The following is an 18,418-nucleotide window of genomic DNA, read 5'->3' as shown; positions in this document are numbered from 1 at the left end:
GCGACTCGTACGCTGGACGGCGATGACACGGATCCTGAGCCGGCCGGTGCGCAGCGTCGTCTTCGACGTGGCCGTCGCGGGCGTGGTGGCGCTCCTCGCGGTCGCCGCCGCGCCCACCGTGGGCGGCTGGAAGTCCAGCGTCGTCGGCCTGGCGATGGCGGTGGTCCTGGTGTGGCGTCGGGTCCGGCCGGTGGCGGTCACCGCCGTGGTGGCGGTGCTGGCGTTCAGCCAGGTCGTGTACGGCTGGGGGCCGCTGCCGTACGACCTGGCGGTGCTGGTCGCCCTGTACAGCGTGGTCAAGTACGCCGACCGGCTGCGCGACGGGATCGTCGCCGGGATCGTCGCCGCGGTCGGGGTGGTCCTCGCCGCCGTGCAGACCCAGTCGCCTGCCGCCTGGTACTTCTCGGCCATCTACTACGGGCTGGTCACCGGGGCGGTGTGGCTGGTGGCGCTGAACGTGCGCACCCGGCGGCTGTACGTGCTGAGCCTGGAGGAGCGGGCGGCGACCCTGGAGCGGGAACGGGAGGCCGAGGCGCGGGCGGCGGTGGCCGAGGAGCGCACCCGGATCGCCCGCGAGCTGCACGACGTGGTGGCGCACAGCATGGCCGTCATGATCGTCCAGGCGGACGGGGCCCGGTTCATGATCGACCAGAGTCCGGAGACCGCCCGTAACGCGGTCCGGATCGTGGCGGACACCGGCCGGCAGGCGCTGGAGGACATGCGCCGCCTGGTGGGCGTCCTGCGCGAGCCGGGCCCGGCCGGACCGGGGGCCGGTGCCGAGGGCAGGCCGGGAGCCGGTGCCGAGGCCGGGTCGGGAGCCGCTGTCGGGCCGGGTGCCGGAGCCGCCACCGGGGCCGGCCGCGCGGGCGGCGCCGGACCCGGCGCGCCGGCCGGCGGCAGTGACCGGGCGGACGCGGCCGGCGGTCCGGGTCCCGAGGTGCTGGCCGACGAGCCGGCGCGCCGGCGGCCGTCGGTGGCCGAGCTGCCGGCCCTGCTGGACCGGTTCCGCGCCGCCGGGCTGCGGGTGCGGTTCGTGGCCACCGGCACGTCCGGGGCGCTGCCGCAGGCCCTGGAGCTGACCGTGTACCGGCTGGTGCAGGAGGCGCTGACCAACGCGCTCAAGCACGCCGGGGTCGGCGCCACCGTGGAGGTCACCCTCGCCCACGACGCGGACGCCGTCGTGCTCGACGTGGTCGACGACGGCCGGGGACGTCCGGCGGTCACCCCGGCGCCGTCCGGTGGGCACGGCCTGGTCGGCATGCGCGAACGGGTGTCGGTGTACGACGGCAGCCTCGCCGCCGGGCCCCGGCTGGCCGGGGGGTGGCAGGTGCGGGCGCGGCTGCCGCTACCGTCGAACCCCACGACGGAGGTGACGACGGTTTGACGGTCCGGGTGGTGATCGTGGACGACCAGGCGCTGGTCCGCGCCGGGTTCCGGATGGTGCTGGACTCCCAGCCCGACCTGGAGGTGGTCGGCGAGGCGATCGACGGCGCGGACGCGCTGCGGGTGCTGTCCCGCGTCGAGGCGGACGTGGTGGTGATGGACGTCCGGATGCCGACCATGGACGGGGTGGAGGCCACCCGGCGGCTCTGCGCCGACCGCCCGGCCGGGTCGCCCCGGGTGCTGGTGCTGACGACCTTCGACACCGAGGCCGACGCGTTCGCCGCGCTGCGCGCCGGGGCCAGCGGCTTCCTGCTCAAGAACGTCCCGCCGGAGGAGCTGCTCGCCGCGATCCGGGTGGTGGCCCAGGGCGACTCGGTGGTCGCTCCGTCGATCACGCGGCGGCTGCTCGACCGGTTCGCCGGGCAGCTCGGCGCCGGCCCCACCGAGGATCCCCGGCTGGCCCAGCTCACCGAGCGGGAACGGGAGATCCTGCTGCTGGTGGCGCAGGGCCTGTCCAACGCGGAGATCGCCGCCCGGGTGCACGTGGCCGAGGCGACGGTGAAGACGCACGTCGGCCGGATCCTGGCCAAGCTCCAGCTCCGCGACCGGGTGCAGGCGGTGGTGCTGGCGTACGAGAGCGGCCTGGTCACCCCCGGCGGCTGACCCGACGTACGACCTGGGTCGTACGGCCCCGCCGGGCGGGGGCGACCCGGGGCGTACCGGAGTCGAGCGTGCGGGTTGATCTCGACGGGCGGATGCCGGCCATAGCGTCGGAGACGTCCGAGACCTTCCATCCGTACGGGGAGCACCACGTGTCCGTCGCACCACCCGTCCACGCCGCCGCCGGGGTTGCCGTCACCGCCCGAGGGCTGACCAAGCGCTACGGCACCGGCCAGGCCGCCGTCGTCGCCCTCGACGGCGTCGACGTCGACTTCGCCGCCGGCCGGTTCACCGCGATCATGGGGCCGTCCGGCTCCGGCAAGTCGACGCTGATGCACTGCCTGGCCGGCCTGGACCGGCCCACCGCCGGGTCGGTCCGGATCGGCGACGCCGACCTGGACCGCCTGGACGACCGTCGGCTCACCCTGCTGCGCCGCGACCGGGTCGGCTTCGTGTTCCAGAAGTTCAACCTGCTGCCGGCGCTCACCGCCGAGGAGAACGTCGTGCTGCCGCTGGCCATCGCCGGCCGGCGTCCCGACCCGGCGTGGCTGCGGCAGGTGGTCGCGGCGGTCGGGCTGACCGAACGGCTGCGGCACCGCCCGGCCGAACTCTCCGGCGGACAGCAGCAACGGGTCGCGGTGGCCCGCGCGCTGGTCACCAAGCCGTGGGTGATCTTCGCCGACGAGCCCACCGGCAACCTGGACTCCCGGGCCGGCGCGGAGGTGCTGCGGCTGCTGCGCGAGGCGGTGGACACCCTCGGCCAGACGGTGGTCATGGTGACCCACGACCCGGTCGCCGCCGCCCACGCCGACCGGGTGGTCTTCCTCGCCGACGGCCGGCTGGTACGGGAGCTGACCGCGCCGACCGCCGAGCGGGTCCTCGACGCGCTGGCCCACCTCGACCCGGCCACCGCGCCCGCCGGCGCCGGCGACACCCGGGGGTGGTGAGGTGTTCCGCCTGACCCTGCGCTCACTGCGCGCCGAGGCGCTGCGGATGCTGCTCTCCGCCCTGGCCGTGGTGCTCGGCGTGGCCTTCATCGCCGGCACGTTGATCTTCATCGACGGCATGCGGGCCGGCACGTACGAGCGGGCCGGCGCCTTCGACCGGCACACCGACGTCGGCGTCTACGCCGAACAGGACCCGATCCCGGCCGCCCTGGTGGAGAAGGTGCGCGCCGTCGACGGCGTGCGGGCGGCCGAGGGGGAACTGACCGGCACCGCCGGGGTGGTCGGCGCCGACGGCCGACCGGTGCTCGGCTTCGGTTTCCTCGCCGCCGTCCCCACCGACCCGGCCCTCCAGTCGTACGACGTGGTGGCCGGTCGGCTCCCGGCGCGCTCCGGCGAGGTGGTGCTCGACGAGGAGACCGTCGCCGACGAGGGGTTCCGCCTCGGCGGACCGGTGCGCGTCGGTGGCGCCAGTGGGGCCGCACGCGCGTACACGCTGGTCGGCACGGTCGACGTGGCCGGCACGGCGCGGGACGTCGGCGGGCCGTTCATCGGCCTGGTCGGCGTCGACGCGCTCACCGTCACCGACGTCGGAGGGTACGGCCGGATCATGGTGGCGGCCGGGCCGGGCGTCGCCGACACCGTCCTGGCCGACCGGCTCGCCGAGGTGGTCGGCTCCGGCACCACGGTGCGCACCCGTACCCAGATCCTCGACGCCGCCGTCGCCGACGCCGTCCGCGACCTGCGTCAGTTCAACCTGGTGCTGCTGACCTTCGCCGGGGTGGCGGTGGTGGTGGCCGCGTTCGTCATCGCCAACACCTTCACCATCGTGCTCGCCCAGCGCGCCCGCCGCACCGCGCTGCTGCGTCTGGTCGGCGCCACCCGGGGCCAGGTGTTCCGGGCGACCCTGCTGGAGTCGGCACTGGTCGGACTGGTCGCCTCGGCGCTCGGGGTGCTGGTCGGCGCCGGTCTCGCGGCGGGGATGACCGCGCTGATGGCCGCGCTGGACACGCCGCTCTCCGGCACCCTCACCGTGACCCCGGCGACGGTGCTGGGCTGCCTGCTCGCCGGGACCGTGCTCACCGTCGGCGCGGCCTGCGTACCGGCCTGGCAGGGCACCCGGGTCGCTCCGGTGGCCGCGCTGACCGACGCCGCCGTGCAGGTCACCCGTCCCGCCGGCCGGGTACGCCTGGCGGTCGGCGCGATCGTCCTCGCCGCCGGGGTGGCGTCGCTGGCCGGGGCCGCCTCGGTGGGTCAGGTCCTGCTGGTGGCCGGCGGCGGGGTGCTGAGTTTCCTGGGCATCGTCCTGTTCGGCCCGGTGCTGGTGCCGGCGCTGGTCCGGCTGATCGGCGCGCCCGCCCGCCGGGTCCTCGGCACCACCACCGCGCTGGCGGTGGCCAACGCGGTCCGCAACCCCCGACGGGTCGCCGCCACCGCGACCGCCCTGGTCATCGGCATCGGTCTGGTGTCGTCGTTCGTGGTCGGGGCGCAGAGCACCAAGACGGCCATCGAACGCAGCGTGGACGCCCAGGTCGGGGTGGACTTCCTGGTCACCGGGATCGGTGGGGACCTGCCCGCCGGCCTGGTCGACGAGCTGACCGGTCGCCCCGAGCTGGGAGTGGTGCACGAGCGGCGCAGCGAGGTGGCCGACGAGGTCGAGTTCCGGGCCGCCCACCCGGCGCTGGTCGGCCGGACCCTGACCGGGGTGGACTCCGGGCGGGTCGACCGGCTGGGGCCGGGCCGGGTGCTGGTGCACCGCGAGCTGGCCCGGGACCGGGGCTGGTCGGCCGGTGACCGGGTCACCCTGGGTGGCCGCTCGTTCGAGGTGGCCGCCGTGGTCACCGCCGACGAGTCCGTCGACGGCGACGGTCCGGTGCCGGCCGGGCACGTGGTCGAGGTGACGTCCGCCGATCTCACCCGCCTCTTCCCCACCGTCCGGGGCTACCTGGCCGAGGTCGACCCGGCCGAGGGGGTCGACGCGTCCGCCGCGCGGGCCGCGGTCGAGTCGGTGCTGACCCGCTACCCGACGGTGAACCTGATGGACCAGGCGGCGTACAAGCGGATGCTCACCGGCACGGTGGACATGCTGCTCGCCTTCGTGGTGGCCCTGCTCGGCCTGGCGGTGGTGATCGCCCTGGTCGGGGTGGCCAACACGTTGAGCCTGTCGGTCGTGGAGCGGACCCGGGAGAACGCGGTGCTGCGGGCCGTCGGGCTGACCCGGGGCCGGATGCGCGCCATGCTCGCCGCCGAGGCGGTGCTCACCGCCCTGGTCGGCGCGGTGCTCGGGGTGGCCCTGGGCATCGGGGTGAGCGCGGGGGCGATGGCCTTCCTCGCCGAACTGGCCGGCGACTTCACCCTGGTCGTGCCGTGGGGGCAGCTCGGCGGCATCCTCGCCGTCGCGGCACTGGCCGCGCTGGCCGCGTCGGTGCTGCCGGCCCGGCGGGCGTTGTCCCGGCCGGTGGTGGAGGCGCTGGGCGCGGAGTGAGCGCGCGGGCGGTCGGGGTGTCGGCCCCGACCGCCCGCACCCGTCGGGCCCGGTGCTCGGTGTCCGACAGCTGCGGCCGGGTCGCGTACGGTGAGGGGATGCGGGAGCGGGTGGTCCTCGTCGTCGGGTACGACGGTGCGGAACTCATCGACATCGCCTGCGTCAGTTCCAGTCTGGACCTCGCCAACCGCATCGGCGCGAACCCGCCGTACCGGTCCGTGCTGGTCACGCCCGGCGGGCAGGGCATCACCTGCGACTCCGGACTCCAGCTACAGGGGCAGGACAGCCTGGAGCGGTGGCATGACCCGATCGACACCATCATCGTCTCCGGTGGCCTGGGCCACGAGCGGGCGGCGGCGAGTCAACTCCTGGTCGGGCACGTGCGACGCCTGGCCGCGCTGGCCCGCCGGGTGGCGTCGGTCTGCACCGGGGCGACCGTCCTCGCCGAGGCCGGCCTGCTGGCCAACCGCCGGGCGACCAGCCACTGGATGTACGCCGAGCAACTCGCCCGCAGCTATCCCGACGTCCTCGTCGACCCGGAGCCGATCTACATCCGCGACGGGAAGGTCGCGACCTCGGGCGGCGTCACCAGCGCCCTCGACCTGACGCTCTCCTTCATCGAGGAGGACCACGGCATGGCCCTGGCGCGGGGCGTCGCGCTGGGCGTGGTCACGTACCTGCAACGGCCCGGCACCCAGGCGCAGATGAGCATGTTCCTGACCCGGTGTTCGTCCGACGACCTCGTCGTGCGCCGCGTCAGCAACCACATCGCCGGGCACCTGGCCGACGATCTGGGCGCCGCCGCCCTGGCCCGCCTCTCCGGCGTCAGCGAGCGGCACCTGTCGCGCCTCTTCCTCACCTACCTGGACGCGACGCCCGCGCAGTACGTGCGCCAGGTCCGTACCGAGGCCGCCGCGCACCTGCTGGTCTCGACCACGTTGCCCCTGCTCGCGGTGGCCCGGCGCTGCGGCTTCGGGTCCACCGAGTCGTTGCGGCAGGCGTTCCTCGCCCGCTACGCCATGCCGCCCGCACGCTTCCGGGCCGAGCGGCGCACCACCGCCCCCGCCGCGCGACGCGGCCCGACGCCGACCGGGGAGCCCGGCACGTCGGACGACGACGTGCCGGACCCCCCGATCGCGGGTCCTGCGGCTACCGCGGGGGCTCGTCCCACCGGACGCGGTACCCGGAGTTCTCGGCGTACGTGACGGTCATCAGCGAGCCGACCGAGGCGCCCGCGCCCACCCCGAACTTCATGGCCAGTGAGCCGGCGTTGTCGTTCGGCACCGGGAACTTCTGCTCGTGTTCCAGGCCGCCGTACGGGCCGAGCCCACCTTCGGCGGCGACACTGATCACCTTCCCGCCGCTCGAACCGGCCACGTCCGCGGCGCTGGAGTGGTTCAGCCGGAAGACCGCGGTGGCGTGCACCTCCGCCCCGACAACCCACCCCCACTTCTCCGACTGGCTGAACGTGACACCCACCGAGTCGAAGTTGACGCACCCCTCGGTGACGAAGCCGTAGACGACCGCCCCGCTGAACTCGAGGCAGATGGACGCCGACCATTCGGGGTTCGCGGCGACCTGGTCGGCGGCGGCGCGGATCTGCTCGTCGTCCACGGCGGCGCCGATGCCGGCGTCCTCGAGGTCGTCCAGCAGCTTGTCGACCTCGTCGGTGATCCGGCCCGCCGTCCGGTCCTGCGCCCTGAGTTTGTTGATCCGGTCGCTCTCGGCGAACACGGTCGGCCGGTGCCGGGGGTTGACCCGGGGCCGGTTCCAGGGACTCCGGGTGCCGTCCCGGCGGGAGTGGAACTCGCAGCTGTCGCAGAACGACTTCCGCTTGGGCTCGGGCGACCAGACGCTGTACTCACCCTTGGTGTGTGCGTAGAAGTCGCAACTGTCGCAGTACAGGCCGGTCGGGTCGCTGAACGTGACGGGGTTGTTGTTGCTGTAGCCGTAGCCGTTCATCAACTGCGGCTCGTTGCCGAGGACCGGGTCGACCGAGATGAACCGGCCGTGCCGCGGGTCGTACTCGCGGGCACCGAGATGGGTCAGGTCGGTGCTGTCGTCGACCGTGCCGCCGACGAAGCCCCGCTCGTCCGGCCAGGCCGGTCGGGTGCCGCGCGGGTTGCCGAACGGGTCGAAGCGGCGCTTCGTCACCGTCAGCCGGGACGCGTCGATCGACACCTGGGCGGTGCCCTGCTGGTCACCGGCGAGCCAGTGCAGACCGGTCGTGGAGCGCACCGCGATCCGCGTGCCGCCGTGCCGGTAGTGGCGGGTGCCGGTCAGCGCGCCGGTGGCGTGGTCGAGCCGTACCTCCTGGTCCCCGAGGTAGAGGGTGGTGGCGCCGGGATCACGGCGGATCAGGCGCTGGCCGGTCGCGTCGTAGACGAAGCTGCTGGTCTGCCCGTTCTCGGTGGCCTCGGCCAGCCGGCCGAGCGCGTCCCAGGTGAGCCGCTGGTCGCCCCGCGCGGTGGTGTTGCCGGCGGCGTCGTACGCGTAGCTCTGCGCGCCGGCGCCGGTGACGGCGGTCGGCGCGTGCGGCCGGTCACCGCCCGGGGCCGGGTAGGTGTAGCCGGTGGCGACGTCGCCGGCGGCGGTGTGCTCGACCTTGCCGAGCCGGTTGCCCACCAGGTCGTAGGCGAACGACTGCCAGTACGGCGCCGGCCCGGCCAGTCCGGCCGTCGTCGGGTCGGCGGCGCAGTCCCCGCCCGGCGTCCACGCCTCGGTGAGCCGGCGCAGGTGGTCGTAGCGGTAGCACTGCACGTCGGCCGGCTGCTCCAGCGGGGTGTCCGCGACCGAGGTGACGTTGCCCATGTCGTCGTAGGTGTAGTGGACGTCCGACTGCATCGGTCGGGGCAGCTCGGCGTCCACGATGGTGCGGTCCAGCCGCCGGGTGTGGGCGTCGAAGTAGCGGGACAGCCAGACCCGCTTCGTGCCGGTGCCCAGTTGCAGGCGCTGCATCTCGCCGTAGCGGGTGTACTGGGTGCTGGCCGCGTAGGTGACGGTCTGCCCGTCCGGCCCGCCGTACGTGGTCAGCGGTCGGCCGCTGTCGTCGTAGGTGTGGAGGACCTCCTCGTCGAAGAGGCCGCCGACGCCGGGAAGGCTCACCCCGGCGAGGCTGCCGTCCGGGTGGTACGACGTGTACGAGGTGTACGTGCCGGCGAGGGCCCCCTGCGCCGTCGGGATGGTGATCGCGCTCTTCCGCTGCTGGTACCGCGCGGTGTACGAGAGCACCGCGCTGGTGTAGGCGTTGCCGTCCGCGTCGTAGCTGGTCGTGGTCGCCGGCTGGCCCTTCACCACCCCGCCGAAGCCGTCCGGCACGGTGTCGTAGGTCCAGGTGGCGAGCAGCGGCCCAGCGTCGCCGGAGCGAACGCGCAGCGGTCGACCCCGGTCGTCGTAGGCGTAGCTGACGCTCTGGTCGCGGGCGTCGGTGACGGTGCGGAGCTGCCCGGCCGCGTCGTACGTCATCCGGGTCTCGCCCCGGTCGGGGTGGTCGGTCCGGACCTGCCGGCCCCGCTTGTCGTACTGGTAGCTCCAGCTGTTGCCGGCGGGGTCGGTGATCGTGGTAAGTCGCCCGGCCGGGTCGTACGTGTACCGGGTGACGTCGGACGGTCCGTCGGTGGTGCCGCCCCGGTACTGGTGCAGGGCGACGGTGCGCCCCCGGGCGTCGGTGACGGTGGTGGTGGGCGTGCCTCCGGCGCGCGGCGTGACATGGATCCGGTCGCCGCCGTAGCGGGTGGTGGTGCGCCAGGTCGCCACCGCGCCGCTCTTGTAGATCGCCTCGACCGCCCGGCCGGCCCCGTCGAACCGGGCCTCGGTGATCCCGGGCACCTGGGTGTCCGACGCCCGCCACAGGTTGTCGTCCATGGGCGCGTCGTTGAAGTACGCGGAGGTGGTCTTGTACGCCCGCCCCTGCGAGTCGTACCGGGTGTCGGTCAGCAGCCGACCGCCGCCGACCGCGGGCTCCTGCGACTGCCGGAGCCGCAACTGCCCGTCGTATATCTCCTTGCTACTGACGTAGGTGCCGTTCGGGCCGAGCCGGGTGCTGGTCACCACGGTCGGCGCGTCCCGCCGGACCAGGTAGGAGAACGTGTGGCCGGCCTCGACGCCCGGCCCGCGCGGCCGGTCCGGCGTCCAGACCGCGACGACCCGGCCCAGCGGGTCGTGGGCGGTGTCGGTGCGCCGGCCGTTGACGTCGGTGACGGTGACCGGCTGACCGGCGGCCGGCTCCAGGGCGGTGGTCGTGGTGAACCCCATCGGGTCGGTGACCACCGTCGCGGTGGTCGGCCCGCCGGTCGTCGGCGTGTACGCGGTGCGGGTCCGCCGGTCGAGCGCGTCGCGGGTCTCCGTGGGGCGGCCGTGCGCGTCGTACGTGGCGGTGGACTCGGTCACGTGGACCGGCTGGCCGTCGTCGAACCGGTCGAGCACCTCCAGCCGGGTCGGGTTGCCCGCCGTCGGGGCGGCTCCCCGGGCCTGCCCGTCGTAGGACGTGTACCGGTCGGTGACGGTGTGGGTGGGCGGCGACGGCGTCGCCGCGCAGCGCACCGAGAGCGTCTGCGTCCGCGACGGCAGCGACAGCAGCCAGCGCGTGGTGTTGCGCGCGTAGGTGACCCGGGTGCACAGGTCGTCGGCGGCGGTGCCGACGTCGCCGAGGTCGTCGACCGTGGTGGCCAGGCCCCGGTCGTCGTACCCGGTCACCACCCTGGTCTCCCGCCGGCCGTTCTCCAGGGTGGTGAAGGTGCGTTCGGTGCCGGGCCGGACGACGTACGCGCGGAAGGTGCCCCGGGAGGCGGTCGGGCCCTGCCATACGGGGTCGGTGAGCGTCTTGGCCACCACCGTCGTGCTGTCGCCGAGGTAGGTGATCGTCTCCCGCTCCAGGCCCCGCAACCAGTCGTGGTCGGTGTGCGCGGTGCCCTCCGAGTCTTCGAAGGTCACCGACCGGGTGCCGCCGCCGGGCTGCGGGTCCCCGTGCATACCCCGGTAGAACCGCTGCTCGGAGCGGCTGACCGGGCCGGCCGGGTCGTCGCTCGCGCCGGTACGGACCCGGACCCGGGCGAAGCCCCGGAACTCGTTCCAGGTCCGTTTGTCCGGGGGCGTGAACTCGGAGGTGTCCTGGTGCCAGGCCGCGCCGTCGAGGTACTCGTAGGCGAACACCTGGTCGGTGCTGCTGCTGATCCGGTCGCCGACGGTGACGGTCGCCACCACGTACTTGTGGAACCAGTCGGTCCGTTCGGCGTGGCCGGGCCGGCTCCAGGTCACCGGGAAGCAGCGGTGGGTGTTGCGGTGCGCCTCGGTGGGCATGGACGTGCCCGGCACGCAGTCCGGGTCGGCGTAGTGGACCGAGATGAGCCCGCCGGACTCGGCGACGATCCCGGTGAGCCGGTACCGCAGCAACGGCGACAGGTGGTCGTCCTGGTACACCCGGTTCGGCAACGCGGCGCCCTCGAAGGTCACCGGCGGCAGGGCCGCCGAGCCGCCGACCAGCCCGGTGTGGGTGACGGAGCGCAGCCAGAGGGCCGCCGACGGCTCCCCGTCGCCGGGTTTCGGGTACGCCTGTTCGAGGGTCCACCGGTCGACGTCGGCCAGGACGCCGTCCCGCCGTACCTGGGTGGTGACGCTGGCCAGCCGCTTGGTCGACCAGAACGTCGGGGAGTGCCTGCCCGGGCAGGTGGCGGCGACGCACCGCTGGTTGAGCGGGGTGTCCGGCCAGTTCTCGGGGCGCTCGACGACGCAGGTGCTGCCCGGTACGCACCGGTCCGCCACGGCGAACACCACCTGCGCGGCCGGCGTGCCCGCCGCCGTGCTGTGCAGCCCGTACTCGATGCGCTCCAGCCAGCCGCCGCGCACGTAGGAGACGGCGGTGTCGGTGAGGTTCACGCCGTAGGCGTTGGTCTCGGTCTGGTAGCTGAACAGCATCGTGTTGCCGTTGCGGTCGACCACCTTGTCGAGGTTCCACCGCCACGCCTGCGGGCAGCGGGAGGCGGCGAAGGTGGCACCGTGGCAGGGCTCCCCCACGTCGTCGCCGAACACCGGAACCGTCCAGGTGGACTTCGCCTCGGGACGGGAGCCGAAGAAGTACTGGAGCCCGTCCACGGTGGTGATCTTCCAGTACTCGCCGTCGTCGTCGCCGTTGCCGGCGCCGTCGAGCCGTTCGATGCGGGACCCGTCGTCGCTGGCGGTCCGCCACCGGCTGTCCGCGTCGCAGCAGACGAGCATGCCGCCCCCGCCACCGTACGCGGCGGTGGCGTTGTCGCTGCGCCAGCAGAGGTCGCCGGTGACCGGCGGGGCGGTGCCGCCGGCCTTGTCGTCGGCGCAGGCGCCGTAGGAGCGTTCCACGAAGCCGGGGTTGAGGTGCCAGCCGTCCCCCACCCAGGAGGGCTGGTTGTTGGCGGCGCTGGTCCGCCCGTCCACGGTGGACGACTGGTAGGACAGCGCCAGGTCCGGCGTCAGGCCGCCCGGCACCGGCGGCACCCGCAGCGGGTACGACCACTGGAAGTCACCGGACTGCGCCGAGACGGCCCAGGTCGCCGACGGCGACAGCGGTGTGGCGGTCGGGGTGCCGCCGCCGTCGGGCGCTCCGCTGCCGGCCGGCTGGTTGCCGGTCAGGGCCTGGCTGGTCGCCGGGTCGGTCGGGCGGGCGGCCATCGTCTCCTGGGTCACCGGCACCGACGGGGTGCCCGGCAGGCCCACCGACGGACCGGCGGCGGTGGCCGGCGACGGCTGCACCGCCACCGCCAGCGCAGCACCCGTCAGGACGGTCACGGCCGCCGCCAGCCACCGGCGCGGGGTCGAATACGACATGTTTCCTCCTCCGGTCACGCGCGGATGGCCCGCTGGGCGATCTGGCTGTCCGGCACGATCCCGAGGTCGACGCGCACCTCGTCGATCTCGCCGGTCAGGTGCTGGGCGGGGACGCCGCGCAGGGTGCCGCGGCCGATCGAGAGCCCGCCGGTCGCCGGCCACAGGGTGACGCCGTCCCGGCTGCCGGCCAGTTCCCCGTTCACGTACAGGCGGAGCTGGCCGGCGGCGTGGTCGTACACGCCGGTCAGGTGTGTCCACTCCCCCAGGACGGCCGGCGCGCGGGAGCGGGCGTGGGTGAACTCGGCGGCGTCCGCGTCCTGCGTCCACGCCCCGAACGCCCAGGTGTCCAGCTCCGGGCGGTACTGGAGAGCGAACCCGCTCATCCGGGTGCCGTCCTGGGCCACCACCGTCTGCACCGCCGGCTCGTGGGTCAGCCGGACCCACGCCGACACGGTGAAGCTGGTGGAGAGCGGCACCACCACCGGACGCTCGCTGGTCGCGGCGGCCGTGCCGGCGAGCGCCAGCGCCTTGCCCACCGGCCCGTCCACGTACGACACGGTGCCGGTGGCGGTCGTCGGGTTGGCCCGCCACGACGTGTCGCGCACGGTCTGGTCGTCGAACGTCCAGTTGCCGAGCATGGTCGGCGCGGTGTCGGCGTACACCTGGCTCATCTCGCCGTCGCGCAGCGCCGTGCCGAAGGCGCGCACGTCGTCGACGCCGCCCGGGAAGTGCAGGTCGTCGCTGCCACCCCAGCGGCCCAGCCCGACGGTCAACGGTCCGCCGGCGGCCCAGGCCGTCACACCGGTCTGGGCGGCCGACAGGCGGCCGTTGACGTACAGCCGGAGCTGCCCGACGCCGGCGTCGTGGACCAGCCCGAGGTGGGTCCACTGGCCGGGCCAGACGCGCTCGGTCGACAGCGCGGTGACCAGCGTCGGCGTGGCCGAGTCCCCGCTGCTCGTGGCCGCCGCCCACCGGCCGCCCGCCTCCTGGTAGAGGTAGAACGGGCTGGCCCGGTCGCCGGACTGGGCGAGGATCACCCGGTTGGTGGTCGGGGTGCCGGTGGCCGTGTACACCCAGGCCGAGATCGAGTAGCTGCCGGTGGTGTCCAGCACCGGCCCGGCGGTCCGCGCGTGTCCGGTCGCCCCGTCGAACCGGCCGGCGGCGCCGATCCGGCCGCCGGTCCAGTCCGCCCCGCCGCTCATGGTGGCGGTCAGCCCCCGGCCGGAGGAGTCCGCGACGGTGGTGCCGCTGTTCTCGTCGAAGCGCCACCGGCCCGCCCCGGCGGTGGGCAGCGCGCAGGGCTTCGGGTCCGCGACGGTGCCGCACTGCACCGGATAGGAGTTGTACAGGTTGCCGATCCGTCCGTCGTCCAGCCCGCCGCTGTACAGCCGCACGTCGTCGACCATGCCCGGGAAGTACTGGCCGGCGACGCCGGCAGCGTCCCGGCCCCGGCCGATCTGCACGCCACCCGTGGTGGTCCACGGCTGGCTGAGGGTGCCGTCGCCCTTGCGGGTGCCGTTGACGTAGAGCCACAGCTTCCCGGTGGTCCGCTCGTAGACCCCGGCCAGGTGTACCCAGGTGCCGAAGTCCGACGGCCGGACGGGAACGGCCGCCTTGGTGATCCGGCCGTCGGGTTCCGGCATCTCGAACACCCAGACGCCCTCGACGTGCTGGTCGCGGTCGCGCCAGTGCCCGAGCCGGAACTTGCTGGCCCCGCCGGTGGCGCCGTCCAGGCTCACCGCGACCAGCTTGCACTCGGTCTGGCCGGCGCCGATCGGGCAGGTGCTGTCCAGGTGCACCCAGGCGGCGACGGTGAAGTCGGCGTCGGCACGGACGTCGACGCCGCCGGTGGCGAGCCGGCCGTCCGTGCCGTCGAGTCGGACGGCGTTGCCCAGCCGGCCCGGTACCCGGGTGACCCCGCCGGCCGCGTTGGCGGTGTGTCGGCCCACGGCGTCGGCGGCCTGCGTGCCGCTGCCCTCGTCGAGCCGCCAGTTGTGGGCGAGGGTCAGGTCACGGCCGGCCATCGCCCGGATCTCCTCGGCGAACAGCGTCCGGCCGTAGACGGCGACGTCGTCGACCGCGCCGACGAACCGGTTCAGCCGGGTGCCGTTCCCCAGGCCGGCCCCGATCTGCATTCCACCGGCGGCGTGGTCCCAGGTCTGGTGGTGCGCCTTCGTGCCGGCCCGGACCCCGTTGACGTAGAGGGAGAGCTGTCGGGCCGGGGCGTCGTACACCCCGACCAGGTGGGTCCAGACGCCCGCCTGGACCGCCGTGCCGTCCACCCGGTCCACGACGCCGCTGCCCGCGTCGGCGCTCGGCATCGAGAACGACCAGCGACCCGCCGGGGTCGCCTGGAGTTGGACGGCGCTGACCTGGTTGCCGTCCTGGGACACCACGGTCGCGGTGCCGCCGACCTGGTCCAGTTTCGCCCACGCGGCCACCGAGAAGCTCTGCCGGACGTCGACGGTGTGCGGCAGGCTGACGTGGTCGTCGCCGCTGAGCCGCAGCGCCAGGTCGGTCGGGTCCGGGGTGTCGCTCTGTCCGCCCGTCCAGGCCGGGGTGCCGGTCAGGACACCGGCCGGGCCACCCGTGGCCGGGTCGGCGTTGCCGTCCAGCCGCCACTCGCCGAGCGCCACGTCGTCGCGGCTGACCACCGCCTGGATCTCGGTCGTGCTCAACGCCCGGCTGTAGGCCCGGACCTCGTCCACCCAGCCCGTCCAGTACGCCCCCGGCGTACCGTCGCGGCCCCGTCCGAGCGTCAGCGCGCCGGTGGCGTCGAACCCGCCGGTCCGGTTCGCGGTGCCCACGAGCACGCCGTCGACGTACAGCCGGAGGACCGGCGGATCGGTGGTGACGGCGGGATCGGGGTCCGGGTCGTACACGGCGGCCAGGTGCGTGGGGGTGCCGGTCTGCCCGGCGGACTGCACCAGCGGGTCGGCCGGGCGTTGGCCGTCGGGCGCGTCCGCCGACGGCGTACGGAACTCCCAGACGCCGCCGGAGGCGAGGCTCCGGTAGCCGAGGGAGAAGCCGCTGACCGCCGTGCCGTCCTGGGACACCGCGGTGGCGGCCTGGCCGACCGGTGGGGCCTGCTCCAGCCGGACCCAGGTGGCGACCGTGAAGGCCTGGTCGGTGTGGACGGCGGGTCCGGTGGTGGCGGCGTGGCCGTCGCCGCTCAGGTGCAGCGCGCCACCGACCGCGCCGCCGTCGGGCAGGCCGTCGCCGTCGCCGTCGCCGGTGAACGCGGCGTCGCCGTGCAACGCGACCATCTCGCCGCCGGCCGCCTCGTTCCGGCCGGTCGTGCCGGACATCTCGTCGAGCTTCCAGTGGCCGGCGCGCACGTCGTCGGTGCCGACCGCGGCCCGTACCTCCTCGGCGGTCACCACCCGGTCGTAGACCCGCACCTCGTCGAGCAGGCCCGGCCAGTGGTCCACGCCGGGGCTGCCGTTCCACATCGTGCGGCCGATCTGGACCCGGCCGGCGGCGTGAACGTCGGGCACCGTCCGGGCGGCGGTGCCGGCGAGCACCCCGTCGACGTACAGCCGCAGGACCCGCTGGCCGGCGTCGTAGACACCGGCCAGGTGCGTCCACGCCCCGGTCCGCGCCGGCTGCGCCGAGGTCGCCAGGTCGGTGCCCTGGTAGCTGGCGTCCGATCTCGGCATCCCGAACGCCCAGTGGCCGCCGTTCTCCGGCCGGTACCAGAGCACGAAGCCGGCGAAGTTGGTGCCGCTCTGGCTCACCGCGGCCCGCGCGGCGCCGGCGCTGTCCAGCCTGACCCACGCCGAGACGGAGAAGCTGGCGTCGGTACGGACCGCGTTCTCCGGCGTCACGTACGTGGTCGCACCGTCGAACCGGGCCGCCTGGCCGACCGCGCCGGGCGCGTACGTCACGCCGCCCACCACCACGCCGTCGCGGTCGCCGAGGAACGCGGTGTCCTCGGCGTTGCCGTCCAGGGACCACTGGGCCAGCGGTCCACTGCCGGCCCGGACGTAGAAGTGGTGCTGCCGGGTGGGGCTGGGGTGCCCGGCCCGGTCGACGCTGCGCACGAAGAGGTCCCGGGGGCCGTCCCCGGGCGGGACGAGGTCCAGGGTGGCCGTGCCGCCCAGCGCGTTGGCGGCGACCTTGTTGGTGGGTGGGTCCGTCCACCCCCACAGGTAGTGGTCGACGTCGTTGACGCCGTTGTCGTTGACGCCGCCGGACTCGAGGACGAACCGGCCCGGTACGCCCACCCCGCCGTGCCAGCGATTGTCCGCCGGATACAGCGTGGCCCGCACCACGGGCTTCACCGTCGGCGGGTTCCGGTCGATCACGAACCGGGTGCCGTGCGCCCAGTCGCCGCCGTGCCCGACGGTGTCCTCCGCCTTCACCGCCCACTCGACGGCCTTGCCGTGCCGGCCGTCGGTGCCGACGGTGTACGAGTGCACGTATTCGGAGTTCCGGAAGGCGCTCCGCGACTGGTACACGGTTCCGCCGACGTTCACGTTCCACAGCGACTGCATCTGGTCGCCGTCCGGGTCGACCAGCGTGGCCATCAGCCGCACGTTGTCGTCACCGACGTACCGCACACCGGCGCACCACTGGCAGGGCGCCGCCAGTGGCGGGTCGGTCTGCAGGTCGGTGGGCACGTTCGGTACCCGGTTGAAGTTGACCGTGAGCTTCGCGTTGTTGTCGTACTTGCGCCACGCCAACTGGTCGTTCTCGTCGGCGGCCCGGACCTGGAAGGTGGTGGTGCCGCCCCGGTTGACCAGCCCGGCCACCCCGACGCCGACCTCCTTGTATCCCGTGCAGCCGGTGTACACGGCGGGTGCGGTGAAGTCGACGCCCGTGCCGGTCTGGCCGGGCTGGTTGTTCCAGGTGGTGCCGGAGTTGATCGCGGCAGGGGCCAGGTACACCCGGTGGGTACGGGTGCCGCAGCTCGGGCTGAGCACGGCGGTGAGCCGCAGGTCGGCCGAGACCACCAGCCGACCGGCGAGGAAGCTGGTGTCGAACTGCCAGTAGGTGCGGGCCACGCCGATGCCGTTGCAGGTGCCGTCCTCGTAGCACCGGCCGACCTGCGCCCACGGCGGGCTTCCGCTGCTGTTCCAGTACGCCGTCCCCGGGTTGCCGGAGAGCACCGACGTCCAGGACTGCTTGTCGGCGGTGTGCCAGAGCGGGTCGATGGTGACCGGGTACCGGGTGGCCCGGTCGGCCAGCAACGACCGGTCCGGCCGCAGCACCAGCGCGCCCCGCTCGACCGCGACGCCCACCGTGGCCTCCCGGCGTGGTGCGCCGGCGTCCCACATCCGGGACACCGGGGCGGCGAGGCGCACGGTTCCCCCGCCGTCCCGGGCCTCCAGGCCGCCGGCCCGGGTCGCCCGTACGGTCACCCCCGTGGTCCGCAGACCCAGCCGTACGGTCCGTAGTTTCGGGTTCGCCGCCGCCGTCCGGTCCCGGACCACCAGGTACTGGGCGTACCCGTCGGCCTCGGCGCGCAGTTGCAGGTCGACGCCGGGCAGGACGTCGGGGTACGTCGCGGTGTCCCCGGCCAGGGTCGGTGTCGGCAGCGGTCCGGGCCAGGACAGCTCGATCCGGTGTGCCGGGTCGCCGTACCGGACCAACGGCCCGCCCGTGCCACCACCGGCGAACGACAGCGGCACGGTCGTCGCCCTCGGGCCGACCGTGCCGTCCGGGCGGCGCACCAGCGTCGTGTCGACGGTGGCCCAGCGGCCGTCCGGCAGCTTCGCCCGGACCGGCCGGGCGGTCACCTCGGCGGTCATCGTGCCGTCCGGCTCGGCGTAGACCACCCGGGTCGGGCTGCGTAGCGCCACCGCCTCCACCCGGCTGCCCTGCGCCCGCGCCACCCGCAGTGCCGTGCCCGGGTCCGCAGCTTCCGACATCGGCGCCGCCCGGGCGGCGCCCGCCGACTCCTGCCGCTGCATGCCCGCCGGGCCGGACGACACCGCCACCAGCACCGCCGCCGCCACGGCTGACACCACCCGCCACGCCCGGCCCGACCGGCCCCCCGTGATCCGCCCCATGTCGCGTCCCTCCTGATGCCGAACCGAGAGCCGGGCACACGTCAGCTCGGCTCACCTCTGCCACCCCACGCGGCCGGATCGAACGCCGCCGTCCACGTCGGACCAGCGCCCTCCGGCGGTCCGACGTCCGGGCG

Annotated in this window: 7 protein-coding genes; 5 read left to right on the top strand and 2 right to left on the bottom strand. The window is 74.6% G+C overall.

Going from position 1 to position 18,418, the window contains the following annotated elements; genetic code table 11:
* The first annotated feature begins 22 nt into the window (after positions 1–22).
* The 5 genes from QSK20_RS24135 to QSK20_RS24115 all read left to right on the top strand — a co-directional run bounded on the left by QSK20_RS24135 (position 23) and on the right by QSK20_RS24115 (position 6,677).
* Positions 23–1,384, top strand: coding sequence for a sensor histidine kinase (locus QSK20_RS24135; protein WP_285790893.1), 1,362 nt, complete (start codon positions 23–25; stop codon positions 1,382–1,384).
* On the top strand, positions 1,381–2,046 hold the full coding sequence (locus QSK20_RS24130; RefSeq protein WP_088983613.1) for a response regulator: 666 nt from the start codon (positions 1,381–1,383) through the stop codon (positions 2,044–2,046). Before QSK20_RS24135 ends, QSK20_RS24130 begins: the two co-directional genes overlap by 4 nt.
* Positions 2,047–2,195: 149 nt before the next feature.
* A complete protein-coding gene (locus tag QSK20_RS24125; RefSeq protein WP_285790981.1) occupies positions 2,196–2,990 on the top strand; it encodes an ABC transporter ATP-binding protein in 795 nt (264 codons plus the stop codon).
* Position 2,991: 1 nt separating this feature from the next.
* Positions 2,992–5,472 (top strand): ABC transporter permease, encoded by a 2,481-nt coding sequence (locus tag QSK20_RS24120; RefSeq protein ID WP_285790892.1) that lies wholly within the window; start codon positions 2,992–2,994, stop codon positions 5,470–5,472.
* Positions 5,473–5,570: 98 nt separating this feature from the next.
* Entirely contained in the window at positions 5,571–6,677 is a 1,107-nt protein-coding gene (locus tag QSK20_RS24115; RefSeq protein ID WP_285790891.1) for a GlxA family transcriptional regulator, read from the top strand.
* Here the strand turns inward: QSK20_RS24115 and QSK20_RS24110 are convergent.
* Positions 6,622–12,270, bottom strand: a complete 5,649-nt coding sequence (locus tag QSK20_RS24110) for an RHS repeat domain-containing protein (RefSeq protein WP_285790890.1) — start codon at positions 12,268–12,270, stop codon at positions 6,622–6,624. The two genes, QSK20_RS24115 and QSK20_RS24110, sit on opposite strands and share 56 nt — an antisense overlap.
* Before the next feature lie 14 nt (positions 12,271–12,284).
* Positions 12,285–18,284: a LamG-like jellyroll fold domain-containing protein gene (locus QSK20_RS24105; protein ID WP_285790889.1), complete on the bottom strand. Its 6,000-nt coding sequence runs from the start codon at positions 18,282–18,284 to the stop codon at positions 12,285–12,287.
* Between the last annotated feature and the right edge of the window lie 134 nt (positions 18,285–18,418).

The organism is Micromonospora sp. NBRC 101691 (genome assembly GCF_030269285.1).
In the GTDB taxonomy this organism is placed as follows: Bacteria; Actinomycetota; Actinomycetes; order Mycobacteriales; family Micromonosporaceae; genus Micromonospora; species Micromonospora echinospora.
Note: the sequence above shows the minus strand (reverse complement) of the source record. Positions and strands in the feature narration are given on the sequence as shown.

Bases quoted from the DNA above. Each gene is read 5' to 3' on its own strand.
- QSK20_RS24135 (WP_285790893.1), top strand. From the start codon at position 23: ATGACACGGATCCTGAGCCGGCCGGTGCGCAGCGTCGTCTTCGACGTG.
- QSK20_RS24115 (WP_285790891.1), top strand. From the start codon at position 5,571: ATGCGGGAGCGGGTGGTCCTCGTCGTCGGGTACGACGGTGCGGAACTC.
- QSK20_RS24110 (WP_285790890.1), bottom strand. From the start codon at position 12,270: ATGTCGTATTCGACCCCGCGCCGGTGGCTGGCGGCGGCCGTGACCGTC.
- QSK20_RS24105 (WP_285790889.1), bottom strand. From the start codon at position 18,284: ATGGGGCGGATCACGGGGGGCCGGTCGGGCCGGGCGTGGCGGGTGGTG.